We start from the raw sequence: 11,933 nt of genomic DNA on the forward strand, positions 1-11,933 counted from the left end.
TGACTCTAGTCAATAATAAGCTCAACTATACTGAAAATAATGTATAATATGTTCAGTACGGATTACTACCAGTTGATCTTTCTGTTTACTTTCGAGTCTGCCAACATGGTAGCCAAAGCAAAGCAGAAAATTGGTAGTAAGACGACACGGAAACTGCGCTTTGGGTATTCTACTCAAAGCTTTGCGGGATACCGCCATTCTGTTTGGACTCCGTCCCGCTAACGCGAATGGAAACAAGCAGAATGCTATCGCTGCATAGTTGAACAGTGATGTTCAGCAGTGTTCAGCGTAAATGTATCAGCTACCTTTCTAGGCGTTACTTTGGGATTGTCTTGACCCTTGGGCCCCATGATCTGATCCGCTTCTCGGCGCAGGCGCCGGACTGGGCGCTGGTTCTGCCCCTGCCACTTTGGCTGGCCCATCAAGGAACGCCTCTAGCGCTGGGATCCTTAAGGGCCAGCCCAGCTAGAGAGAGCGACCGCCTCCACCCGTTCCGTCAATTGAGGAGATATCTCCTGGATCCCTGCGTCGGGGCAAACCTTATTCTGATCCTGGGCATCCCTGGGGGCGGATGAGTTCGATCGGCAGGCCATCGGGATCGGCGATGAACGCCACCTCATAGACTTGGCCGCCAATTTGCTGGCACTGCGGCGGCAACAGCAAGGTAAGGGGCACCTGTGCCTCCAGATGCTGTAGATAGTCGGCCAGGGATCCCCATTCAGGGCCGATCTCCAAAGAGGGATGGTAGTAGCCCACATAGTGGGGATCCCCGAAAGGATCCGGCGCAGGATGGGGCTGCGGCACCTGCATCAGCTCCAGGCGACCCCAGGGGCTGAGCATCCAGCAGGCTAAGGTGATCCCAGCGGTAAACCGTTCTTCCACCACAAAGCCCAGACCCTCGTAAAAGGCGATGGAGCGAAAAATATCGGCGGTGCGAATGGAAAAGTGATGCAGCTTCATGGTTGTGCTAAGAGGTCGAATAGGAGCAGACTGCCCAGGTCAACCGCCCAGGATCGCTAGCCAAGCACAAGCAGACTTGCTAGGCTCCAGAAGAAGTAGCGATAGATCCATAGGTAGACCCGATTGTGGGCGCCGATCCGCCGCACCCCTGGGTCGGGAGGCTCACCACCTTCAGTCGATTCCTTCTAGTCAACATCATCATGCCCAAGCTGGTCATTGTCGAATCTCCCACCAAAGCCCGTACCATCCGCGGCTTCTTGCCCGCCGGCTATGAGGTGCAAGCCTCGATGGGACATGTACGCGATCTGCCGGAGTCGGCCTCTGACATTCCCGAAGAGGTGAAGGGAGAAGAGTGGAGCCGTCTCGGGGTCAATGTCCACGCCAACTTCGAGCCTCTCTACGTGATCCCCAAGGACAAAAGAAAGGTAGTCAAACAGCTGAAGGAGGCGCTTAAGAAAGCCGACGAGCTAATTCTGGCCACTGACGAAGACCGGGAGGGGGAAAGTATCAGTTGGCACCTGCAACAGGTGCTGCAGCCCAAGGTGCCCACCCGCCGCATGGTGTTCCACGAGATCACCCGCGAGGCCATTCAGGAGGCGCTGCAAAATTGCCGTGAGGTGGACGAGCAACTGGTGCGGGCCCAAGAGACGCGCCGCATCTTGGATCGCCTGGTGGGTTACACTCTGTCGCCGCTGCTGTGGAAAAAAATTGCCCCCAAACTCTCGGCAGGTCGGGTGCAGTCGGTGGCGGTGAAGCTCTTGGTGGATCGGGAGCGGGAGCGTCGCGCCTTTAAAAAAGCCACCTACTGGGATCTGAAAGCGGATTTGCAACCGAGGACAGCAAGCCAAGCGGCCTCTTTCCCGGCAGAGCTGGTGAGCCTGGGCGGCAAACGTCTGGCCAGCGGGCAAGACTTCGATCCCAGCACCGGGCAGCTCATAGCCGGACGGGATGTGGTGCTGTTGGATCAAGCCCAGGCCGAGGCCCTACGGGATCGCCTGCTGGGGAAAGCTTGGGTCGTCAGCTCGGTCGAAGAACGCCCCTCCACCCGCAAGCCCGCCCCTCCCTTCACCACTTCCACGCTGCAACAGGAGGCCAACCGCAAGCTGCGCCTGTCGGCTCAGCAGACGATGCGCATCGCCCAAAAGCTCTACGAAGAGGGCTACATCACCTACATGCGCACCGACTCGGTACACCTGTCGGAACAGGCCATCCGCGCCGCCCGCGCCTGCGTGGAGTCGATGTACGGCAAGGAGTACCTCAGCCCCGAACCTCGGCAGTACACCACCAAAACCAAAGGGGCGCAAGAAGCCCACGAGGCCATTCGTCCCGCCGGCTCGGAGTTTCGCCTGCCCAGCCAAACCCCCCTCACAGGGCAGGAGCTGGCCCTCTACGACCTGATCTGGAAGCGCACTGTCGCCAGCCAAATGGCCGAGGCGCGGCAGACCCACACCATCGTGCTCATCGCGGTGGACGATGCGGTGTTTCGGGCCAGCGGCAAGCGCATTGACTTTCCCGGCTTCTTCCGCGCCTATGTGGAGGGATCCGACGACCCAGAGGCGGCTTTGGAAGATCGGGAAGTGCATCTGCCCCTGTTGCGGCAGGGGGATCCCTTGAGCTGCCTGCAGTTGGAGCCGGTGGGCCACGAAACCCAGCCGCCGCCTCGCTATACGGAAGCATCCTTGGTCAAGGTGTTGGAAAGCGAGGGCATTGGCCGCCCCAGCACCTACGCCACCATCCTGAACACCATCATGAGCCGCGGCTACGTCAGGTCGATGGGGAACGCCCTCGTGCCCACCTACACCGCCTTTGCGGTGACCGAGCTGCTGGAAAAATACTTTCCCAACCTGGTGAACACCCGCTTCACTGCCGAGATGGAGCAAACCCTCGATGACATCGCTTCTGGCCAGGCAGACTGGTTGCCCTACTTGCGCCATTTCTTCCTGGGCGAGCAGGGCCTAGAAGGCCAGGTGAAGGCGCGCGAGTTGGAAATCGACTCCGGCCTGGCCCGCTCCATTTACCTGGAGAACCTGCCCGTCAAGATCGGCATCGGCCCCTACGGCCCCTATGTGTCGGTAGAGACTGAATCAGGAGAGGTGCGCGCCAACCTGCCGGAGGATATTCCCCCCGCCGATCTCAGCGCCGAACACATCGAGGAGCTCATCCGGCGCAAGCAGGAAGGTCCCAAGCCCATCGCCTTCCACCCGGAAACCCAAGAGCCGGTCTACGTAATTCCCCAGGGTCCCTACGGCCCCTATGTGCAGTTGGGAGAGGTGTCGGAGGAGAACAAAAAGCCCAAGCGCACCTCCCTGCCCAAAGGGCTGAAGCCGGAGCAGGTCACCCCTGAGATTGCCCTGGGGCTGCTCAGCCTGCCCCGCACGTTGGGGGAGCACCCGGAATCGGGGAAAAAGGTGCAGGCCGGCATTGGCCGCTTCGGCCCCTACGTGGTCTGCGACGGGGATTTCCGCTCGCTGCCTGCCGATGAGGATGTGCTGACCATCAGCCTAGAGCGGGCGCTAGAGCTGCTGGCCCAGCCCAAAAAAGGCCGTGGGCGCGGCTCGGCCAAGCCCCTGCGCGAGCTGGGATCCCATCCTGAGGATGGCGAGCCGGTCACCTTGCACGACGGCCCCTATGGTCTGTATGTCAAGCACGGCAAGGTAAACGCCTCACTGCCCAAAGATCTCTCCCCGGAAGCCGTGACGCTGGAGATGGCGCTGGAGTTGCTGGGTTCCTCCGCCAAAGGGAAGGGTCGCTCAACCGGCAAGGCGCAGGCAAAAGCCAGCACCACGGCCAGGAAGGCTGAGGGAGCTGTCCCGTCGGCAGGATCCCAAAAGGAGCGCACCTCGCAAAGCCGCCCTAGCAGCAATGGGACGGCCAAGGCGAGCCATGTTCAAGAGACGGCCCAAACGGGATCCCGTCCCACCATCCTAGAGGTCACTCCCAAAGCGCGGGCCTGAGAACCGTTTCTCCAGCTTGTTACCCCAAAAAATGGGTCCAAAGCCCCGTCCTACCGCTGCGCGGTTCGCCTTTGGCGGGCCGTAGGCCCTAAAGACGCAGGTTCAAGGTTTTGGTCTTTGAAGCTGCCCAGTACCGTGGGGCATAGGGGAACTGACTCGGCCTCGCATGACTCGGCGCGGAGTGCTCCAGCCAACGACTGGGGAGACCCACCTGGGTTAGCGGGCCGTAGACCCCAACGGTAGGCGCCGCTGCTGCTCGCCCAAGCGGAACAGAGTTCTCACCGGTAATCCTGACGCGGGGAGATTCGGCGGCTCCATTGGAGGGCAGCTCGTCTCAGCCTCTCTCCCTCCCGCAAGGGGGGATGTAGGGGGGGCGGTCGGAGCCGGGTAGTTTACGAGAAATTCAAGCCTAGCTGGCTTGCTCGAAGACGCGCTGAACCAAGCCGCTGACGATGGAGAGCACGATGGCGCCGACAAACGCCCAACCAAAGTTGTCGATATTGAAAGCATCCCCGGCCAAAAAGTCGGCAATGGCTAAGCAGATGCCGTTTAAAATCAGCCAAAACAAACCTAGCGTCAGGATTGTAATCGGCAGGGTGATCAACTGCAGAAACGGCTTCACCAAGCTGTTGACTAGCCCAATGGCCAGCGCCGCCACCAAGGCACCTCCAAACCCGGAGACGTGGATCCCGGGCAAAAGCCAGGCCAAAATCATCACGCTCAAGGCCGACATCAGCCAGGTGGCCAAAAGAGCTGCCATACTTCCTCCCTTACCCCGCTGGGGCAGCCATTTCGCCCTCTATGCTATCCAATTGTGAGGGATCCCGGCTGTCGGCACCTCTTCCGGGCTGTAAGTTTGCAACGCCAAAGCATGGATACTCTGCCCCATCTCCTCGGCCAGGGCGGCGTACACCAGGCGATGCCGTTGCAGAGAAGTTTTGCCGGCAAACAGAGGCGACACCACCTGCACGCGGTAGTGCCCCCCGGATCCCTGTTGCCGTTCCCCATGGCCGGCATGGCGGTGTGATTCGTCCTCCACGTGGACGTAGAGGGCTTGCAGCTTCTCAGCCAAGAGCTGCCGAAGGCGGTTCGAGGTGAGCATGGGATCCTTTAAGATTGAGTGCCGGCCTTGGCAAAAGCCGCCTCGACCAGGGGACGCAACTCGTTGCGGGCGTGCATCTCTTGGAGGATGTCGCAGCCGCCCACAAACTCCCCGTCAATATAGATCTGCGGAATGGTCGGCCAGTTGGAAAACTCTTTGATCCCTTGGCGAAGCTCAGGATCCTCCAGCACGTTAATTGCCGTGTAGGGGAAGCCCAAGCTATCCAATATGCGAACGGCGGCGTAGGAAAACCCACACAGGGGCATTTCTGGGGTGCCCTTCATGTAAATCAGCACCTTGTGCGTGCGGACCTGGTTGCGGATTTTCTCTTCCAAAAGGGGATCCAGCATGGTAGCCAGCCAGTTTAGCGACAACAGGGGACAGGCCAATTCGGCTCCTATCGTGATCTCATTTTCATCTGCTTTTGACGAAAAGCGTCAACAGGCATCCTGGAGCTTGGCGGGGGATCCCCCTGCTGACAACAAAAAGTGCTAGAAGGGGAAGCAGTGGAGGTTTCTCACCGGAGGCCATTCATGCTAACAGAGTCCTCTCGTGTTAGCGGGACGAAGTCCTTGCCGTCGGCGGTAGAAAGCCCCGAGACAGGGGGGAGTGATTCTCCCTCTTCTGCCAAGCCGGAGCCAAAACTGGGGTTCTGGCAGCAATTCTGGGAAGACATCGACTGTGTCTTCGAGCGGGATCCGGCGGCGCGCAACCGCTGGGAGGTGCTTCTCACCTACCCAGGGGTACATGCTCTCTTCCTGCACCGCATCGCCCATTGGCTGTGGAAACGGCGCTGCTTTTTTCTGGCCCGCTTGCTCAGTTTCATTTCTCGCTCCTTTACGTTGATCGAAATTCACCCGGCAGCCCGGATTGGACGGCGCTTTTTCATCGACCATGGTTGTGGCGTGGTGATCGGGGAGACGGCGGAAATTGGCGATGACGTCACCCTCTACCACGGGGTTACCTTGGGGGGCACCTCTTGGACCAAAGGTAAACGGCATCCCACCCTAGAAGATGGGGTGATTGTGGGCACAGGGGCGAAGATCCTGGGGCCGGTTCGCATCGGTGCTAGAGCCCGCATCGGAGCCAACGCAGTGGTGATTCAAGATGTGGCCCCCGGCATGACGGTGGTCGGGATCCCAGGTCGAGCGGTCATCCCACCCCATCAACGCCGCATCCCCGCCCATGGCATCGACCTAGATCACCACCTCATGCCTGACCCAGTGGGACGGGCGATCGAGCAGTTGTTGCACCGCATTCAAGAGCTGGAAGCCCAGGTGGCCCGCCTCAACCAAGAGCGGGAACAGGACCGCCAGGATCAGGTCAGATGCGAATGAGGCTGCGGCTATGGCGGGGAGCATCCTTGGTGCCGGCTAACTGTAGGGCAGGTTGGCGGCTCAGAACTCCTGGGAAAAGGGGCAGCACCCAGGGCGGTTCTGCTCAGCTTTGCCCGTCTGGCTGTCTGCCCGGGATAACCCCTCGAGCCCAGTCGGCCTGTTTGCCCTCAACCCCGATTGGGCTGTCCAGAATTTTTGCCCACAACCTTTTTGCAGCTTCCTGAGAGGAGGAGGGCGTTTCTGCAAGCTCTCTGTGCCCAGGAGAAATTTTGCTCTAGAGCGTAGCTTTTTTTGCGGCAAGTCGATAGAGCTTTTTGGATGGAACTAGCTAAGGTGCCGGCGTCCCAGCATTTTGGAGAGGAAGGCTGATGTTGCCGAGCAAGCTCATCTTTTCTGGTCTGGCAGCTCTGCTCAGTTTGGGATCCGCTCCAGCCGCTCTGGCCCAGACACTCCTCCCGCAGCAAACAGTGCTCCTCGACAGCAGACAGAACAGCGCCACCCCTCTACAAGGCAATGTCCTACAAAACATCGTCTTCGTTGTGCCCAGCGCCCCAACGCGGCACTTCGCCGGCAGGTGGGGTTGGCACAGCAGCCCCTCACCGCCCCCCGCCCCCATGACAATTCTTATCCTCAACTCCCAAGCCAACCTGTCCGCCGAGGCAGCCGAGCCCCAGGCCTGTGGCCAGCGCTGCCAGGGATCCCTGCGCCTGCCGTAAAGAAGAGGCTGCTGCTTGTACTTCAGCTAGAAGCCGCAGGAGCCCCGCACTGGACTCCCCACCCCCCACACCCCCCGTGTACGGGGGGCGAAGGGGGACTGGGGGCCGCTCCGTTATGTCAACTCGGCCTGTGGCTGGGGAAAGGATGTAGATGGTGCCAAGGGGATTGCGCTTTTGGGGGCTACTGAAAGCCTGCTTCGTGCCGCCTAGCGGTTGGAGTCGGGTAGTTTACACTGCCCAAGCCCGCAATCCGGCTCGCGGCAATGCTCAGCTCTGCCCGGGTCGGGGTTGATATAATTCAGGGCAATTGTCCGCTGCCGGGCAATAAGAAGTTCTGCAACTTAGCTCTTTGGATTTTGGCGGTGTGTGAGGGATCCCTATGAACCGTTCCCAGCAACTCGGACTCCGGCTTGCTTCAGTGTTCGCCTGTGGGGTAGTGCTACGCACCGCTTTCGCGAACGGTCTGTCGATGCGATCCGCGGCTTGGGCGCAATCAGCTCCCCCGCCCGGCACCCTGGATCTGCGCACCAATGGCGATACCCCCGCCCAACCCTCCCCTACACCTACCCCAGCCGCTGGCGAGCCAGAAGTTTTGGTAGCGGAAGTGGTGGTGGAAGGAACCGACGACCCAGAGTTGATCGAGCAGGTTTACAAGGCTATTCGCACGCGGGCCGGCGAGGTCTCCACTCGCTCCCAACTGCGGGAAGACATCAATGCTGTGTTTGCCACTGGGTTTTTTGCCGATGTGCGGGCGGTGCCCTCCGATACGCCCCTGGGGGTGCGGGTTACCTTTGAGGTCAAGCCCAATCCGATCCTCAAAGCCGTGCGCACAGAAGGGGCAAAAGTTCTGGATCCGGAGGTGCTCAAGAAGGCCTTTGCCGATCAAGAAGGGCGGGTGCTCAACTTTGGCGAGCTGCAAGCGGCAGTGGCCGAGATCGAGCAGTGGTACGCCGACAAGGGCTACGTGCTGGCCAAGGTGACCGACGTGCGCTCCTCCGAAGATGGCACCCTCACTCTGGAAATTGCCGAAGGGGAGATCGAGGACATTCGCGTTCAAGGCAACACCAGAACCCGCGACTTCATCATCACCCGCGAGCTCAAGACCAAGCCAGGGGATGTGTTTAACCGCAACCAAATCCAGAAGGATCTCCAGGCAGTTTTCGACCTTAACCTTTTTCAAGATGTGAATGTTGGGCTCAACCCTGGCCAGGATCCCAACAAGGTGGTGGTGGTGGTGAACGTGGAAGAGCGCCGCACCGGCACCTTGAGCGGCACCATCGGCGTCAGCTCGGCCACAGGGGTCTTTGCCGGCCTCAACGTCTCGGAAGAAAACTTGGGCGGCAACAACCAAAGCGCCAGCTTCAACGTGCAGGTGGGCACCAACGAAACTCTGTTCGATTTGAACTTCACCGACCCGCGCATTGCCACGCTGGAGATCCCCACCTCCTACAACGTCAACATCGCCAACCAGCAGAGCTCCAGCTTTGTCTTCAACGAGGGATTGACCCTGCCCAACGGGGATCCCGTGCGCATCAACCGGCTGGGCGGCGGCGTCACCTTCTCCCGTCCCATTGGGGGCAATTGGCGGGCCAGCCTGGGCACCCGCGTCCAATTTGTGGAAGCCCGCAACAGCAACGGCGAGCAGGAGCGCTTCGATGTGCTGGGCAACCCGATTACCTTCAGCGCAAGCGGCCAAGACAGCTACACCACCCTGCGGTTCGGCCTTGTCCACGACAGCCGCGACAACCCCAACAGCCCCAGCCAGGGATCCGTCTTTCGCCTCTCCACCGAACAGTCGGTCCGTCTGTTGGAGAACGGCCTCAACGCCAACCGCCTCGAGACCAGCTACAGCCAGTTCATTCCCGTCAAGCTGTTCGAGACGCGCAGCGAGCGACCGCAGGTGCTGGCTTTTGACGTGCGGGCGGGCACCACGATTGGCGACTTGGCTCCCTACGATGCTTTCCCCATCGGCGGGGGCAGCTCGGTGCGGGGATTTTTTGAGGGCGGCGTCGGCTCCGGTCGCAGCTTTGCCACGGCGACGGCGGAGTTGCGCTTCCCCCTGTTCGACCCGGTGGGGGCGGTGGTCTTCGCCGACTACGGCACCGATCTGGGCAGCGGCGCGGCGGTCATCGGCAATCCGGCGGCGGTGCGCAACAAGCCGGGCAGCGGCTTGGGGCTGGGGGCCGGCATCCGCATCCAATCTCCCTTGGGGCCGCTGCGCATCGACTACGCCATCGGGCAAGGGGAGGCCGGCCGGCCTCAACTGCACTTTGGCATTGGCGAGAAGTTCTAGCTTGGCGGTGGATCTGCTGCCGGCTTGCTATGGTGAGAGCAAGGGCTCGTGAGGGAAGCAACCCATGAAACGGCAACTCGGCCAATCGTTCCGCGGTGGATCCCTGGTACTCTTGTTCTGTGCCAGCCTAGCCCTGACAGGATGTGGGCCGTTGGCGCGCTTAGGCATTGGCACAACCCCGATTGCCCAGATCGAACAAAATCCTTCCCGCTACACCAATGTGTACGTCCGCGGTCGCGTGGTCAACCAGATAGGGGTGTTTGGCCAGGGTGTGTACGAGATCCAAGACAGCAGCGGCTCCCTCTGGGTCATCACCGACAAGGGCTTGCCGGCCATGAACAGCACCGTAACCGTGCGCGGCAAGGCCCAAGAGGGCATTGTCTTGGGAGGACGCAGCTTCGGGGTGTCGTTGGTGGAAGCGGAGCGCTTCTAGCCGGCCCCCAAGGCCAGCATGGAGACGCGGCCGGCCAAGGTTTTGGCGATCTGCTGCAGAGCTTGGGCAGAAGCAGACTCAGGCTGACCGACCACGATGGGCTGGCCCGCATCTCCCCCCTGCCGCAGGGCAATTTCCAGCGGGATCCGCCCCAGCAGTGGGACACCCAGCTCGCGGGCCGTGGTCTCTCCGCCTGCTGAGCCAAAGATGTCGTACTGGCGATCCGGCAGGTCGGGGGGAATGAAGTAGCTCATGTTCTCGACAATGCCGAGGATGGGCACCCCCAACTGGCGAAACATGTTCAAGCCCTTGCGGCTATCCAGCAGGGCCACCGACTGCGGTGTGGTGACGATCACGGCGCCGGCCAAGGGCACCGCCTGCACCAGGGTCAGTTGGGCGTCGCCGGTGCCGGGGGGCATATCCACGATGAGATAGTCCAGCTCCCCCCACTGCACCTGATAGAGAAACTGCCGGATGACGCCGTTGAGCATTGGCCCCCGCCAGATCACCGGCTGATCCCGCCCCACCAGCAGGCCCATCGACACCATCTTGACGCCGTAATTTTCCAGGGGGAAGATGTCTTCGCCGCCGTCCTCCCGCTTGCGCACCAACAAAGAGCGATCCTGGAGGCCCAGCATCAGCGGCACATTGGGGCCGTAGATATCGGCATCCAGCAGCCCCACCCGCGCTCCGCTCTGGGCCAGGGCCACGGCCACATTGACCGAGACGGAGGTTTTGCCCACGCCTCCCTTGCCGCTGGAGATGGCGATGATGTTGCGCACGCCGGGGACAGACTGGCGATCCGGCAGAGAAGGGGAGCGGGGGGTTTCCGCCGTTACTGTGACATCAATGGCTTCAACTGGGGCCAAGCGGCGGATGGCAGCTTTGCACTCGTCCACAATGAATTCCCGCAAGGGGCAGGCCGGCGTGGTCAGCACCAGGGTAAAGGCCACCCGCTTGGGCTCGACGCGAATGTCGCGGATCATGTTCAGTTCCACCAGGCTGCGGCGCAGCTCCGGATCTTGAACCGGGCGCAACGCCTCAAGGATGGCGGCAGCATCGAGGGTGGAGGTGGTCATGGCATTCAAAAACGAGGTAACGGCTCCATTTCTCACTCTAGTCGTTTTTTCTCCCGGCTCTTCGCTGGCTAACCAGGACAGTTGCGAAACTGTCTGCCAAGGCTGGCCCTCTGCCAACCGGCTGGCCTAGGCTGGTTCTGGTTGGAAGACAAGGCTGTTGGCCGACGGAGGAGGGCAATGGTGCCAGCGCTGATCCTGGGAGTCGGTTTGTGGTTGGGCCTGACGTTCTTGGCCCAGTTGCTCCCTCTGCTGGAAAAGAGAGGCTCCCGTCGCCCCTCAAGCTGGGATGAGCCCACTCCCTCCCGCCAGCTGCAGCCCACCTCGAGTTGGGATCCCTCCTGCCGCTACTTTTCTCGCTCGCCCTATCTGCCCTGTGCTGTGAACCCCCTGGGCCCCTGTCGCTGCCCCCACTACGTCGCGCGTTGCCAGAGCTCCACCGACCCAGGAGCGGGGTCAACAGGTTAGTCCCCCTGGTCTCGTGCGGGTATCTTACAGAATTCGTGTGTGGATCTAGACAAGAGTATGGAAATCCGCCCTGCCACCCCTGAGGATGCGCCCGTTCTGTTTGATCTCATTTGTGCTTTGGCCGAGTACGAGAAGCTGAGCCACTTGGTAACGGGATCCGCTGAGCTGCTGCGACAGCATCTGTTTGGCCCCGAGGCCTTCGTTTCGGCGTTGCTGGCGGAGGTAGAAGGGCAGGCGGTGGGCTTTGCTCTTTACTTTCGCAATTTCTCCACCTTCCTCACCCGGCCGGGAATCTACCTGGAAGACCTGTTCGTGTTGCCGGAGTTCCGGGGCAGGGGCATCGGCAGGGCGCTCTTGGCGCGGGTGGCCCAGGAGGCGGTGGCCAAAGGATACGGGCGGCTGGAGTGGATGGTTTTGGATTGGAACCAGCCGGCATTGGAGTTCTACCGGCGCCTGGGCGCCAAGCCACATCCCGAGTGGATCCTGCACCGCGTGGTGGGTGCTGATTTGGAAGCTTTGGCTCGGCTGGCCGAGGATCCCTGGCGAGCTTGAGCAAGTCTTCTGGGATCGCAATTCGGAATGGCCGACGACCAG

Annotated in this window: 12 protein-coding genes and 1 pseudogene; 8 read left to right on the forward strand and 5 right to left on the reverse strand. The window is 61.0% G+C overall.

Translation table 11 applies throughout. From position 1 onward, the window contains the following. Window positions 1-51 precede the first annotated feature (51 nt). A pseudogene (locus SYN60AY4M2_RS14730) lies at window positions 52-259 on the forward strand (hypothetical protein); the annotation flags it as partial. A gap of 281 nt (window positions 260-540) precedes the next feature. Here SYN60AY4M2_RS14730 and SYN60AY4M2_RS05065 read toward each other — a convergent pair. After that, window positions 541-960 (reverse strand): VOC family protein, encoded by a 420-nt coding sequence (locus SYN60AY4M2_RS05065; RefSeq protein ID WP_011429465.1) that lies wholly within the window; start codon window positions 958-960, stop codon window positions 541-543. 200 nt (window positions 961-1,160) lie between these two features. On the opposite strand from SYN60AY4M2_RS05065, the gene topA reads away from it, so the two are divergent. Continuing rightward, a complete protein-coding gene (gene topA / locus SYN60AY4M2_RS05070; protein WP_099812423.1) occupies window positions 1,161-3,914 on the forward strand; it encodes a type I DNA topoisomerase in 2,754 nt (917 codons plus the stop codon). A 409-nt stretch (window positions 3,915-4,323) separates the two neighbouring features. Here the strand turns inward: topA and SYN60AY4M2_RS05075 are convergent, their stop codons facing one another. From SYN60AY4M2_RS05075 to grxD, 3 genes are read right to left on the reverse strand one after another with little or no spacing between them, the layout of a single operon-like run. After that, the gene (locus tag SYN60AY4M2_RS05075; RefSeq protein ID WP_099812424.1) at window positions 4,324-4,674 is read right to left on the reverse strand and encodes a phage holin family protein; all 351 of its coding nucleotides are present in this window, start codon (window positions 4,672-4,674) and stop codon (window positions 4,324-4,326) included. A gap of 39 nt (window positions 4,675-4,713) precedes the next feature. Then, window positions 4,714-5,016 (reverse strand): BolA family protein, encoded by a 303-nt coding sequence (locus SYN60AY4M2_RS05080; protein WP_099812425.1) that lies wholly within the window; start codon window positions 5,014-5,016, stop codon window positions 4,714-4,716. Between the two features lie 8 nt (window positions 5,017-5,024). Further along, window positions 5,025-5,366, reverse strand: coding sequence for a Grx4 family monothiol glutaredoxin (grxD, locus tag SYN60AY4M2_RS05085; RefSeq protein WP_099813250.1), 342 nt, complete (start codon window positions 5,364-5,366; stop codon window positions 5,025-5,027). A 183-nt stretch (window positions 5,367-5,549) separates the two neighbouring features. On the opposite strand from grxD, the gene cysE reads away from it, so the two are divergent. The 4 genes from cysE to SYN60AY4M2_RS05105 all read left to right on the forward strand — a co-directional run bounded on the left by cysE (window position 5,550) and on the right by SYN60AY4M2_RS05105 (window position 9,795). Next, entirely contained in the window at window positions 5,550-6,353 is an 804-nt protein-coding gene (gene cysE / locus SYN60AY4M2_RS05090; protein WP_011429460.1) for a serine O-acetyltransferase, read from the forward strand. Window positions 6,354-6,721: 368 nt separating this feature from the next. Beyond that, the gene (locus SYN60AY4M2_RS05095) at window positions 6,722-7,069 is read left to right on the forward strand and encodes a hypothetical protein (RefSeq protein ID WP_099812426.1); all 348 of its coding nucleotides are present in this window, start codon (window positions 6,722-6,724) and stop codon (window positions 7,067-7,069) included. A 469-nt stretch (window positions 7,070-7,538) separates the two neighbouring features. Next, window positions 7,539-9,362, forward strand: coding sequence for a BamA/TamA family outer membrane protein (locus SYN60AY4M2_RS05100; protein WP_228375416.1), 1,824 nt, complete (start codon window positions 7,539-7,541; stop codon window positions 9,360-9,362). Between the two features lie 64 nt (window positions 9,363-9,426). Continuing rightward, on the forward strand, window positions 9,427-9,795 hold the full coding sequence (locus SYN60AY4M2_RS05105) for a hypothetical protein (protein ID WP_011429456.1): 369 nt from the start codon (window positions 9,427-9,429) through the stop codon (window positions 9,793-9,795). Here the strand turns inward: SYN60AY4M2_RS05105 and SYN60AY4M2_RS05110 are convergent. Further along, the gene (locus tag SYN60AY4M2_RS05110) at window positions 9,792-10,874 is read right to left on the reverse strand and encodes an Mrp/NBP35 family ATP-binding protein (protein WP_011429455.1); all 1,083 of its coding nucleotides are present in this window, start codon (window positions 10,872-10,874) and stop codon (window positions 9,792-9,794) included. The two genes, SYN60AY4M2_RS05105 and SYN60AY4M2_RS05110, sit on opposite strands and share 4 nt — an antisense overlap. Window positions 10,875-11,051: 177 nt before the next feature. Between SYN60AY4M2_RS05110 and SYN60AY4M2_RS05115 the strand changes: the two genes are divergently transcribed. Together SYN60AY4M2_RS05115 and SYN60AY4M2_RS05120 are read left to right on the forward strand one after the other, a co-directional pair. Continuing rightward, window positions 11,052-11,339: a DUF6464 family protein gene (locus tag SYN60AY4M2_RS05115; protein WP_228375415.1), complete on the forward strand. Its 288-nt coding sequence runs from the start codon at window positions 11,052-11,054 to the stop codon at window positions 11,337-11,339. A gap of 57 nt (window positions 11,340-11,396) precedes the next feature. Next, entirely contained in the window at window positions 11,397-11,891 is a 495-nt protein-coding gene (locus SYN60AY4M2_RS05120; protein WP_011429452.1) for a GNAT family N-acetyltransferase, read from the forward strand. The last annotated feature ends 42 nt before the right edge of the window (window positions 11,892-11,933 follow it).

The organism is Synechococcus sp. 60AY4M2, from assembly GCF_002760375.1.
Lineage (GTDB): Bacteria > Cyanobacteriota > Cyanobacteriia > Thermostichales > Thermostichaceae > Thermostichus.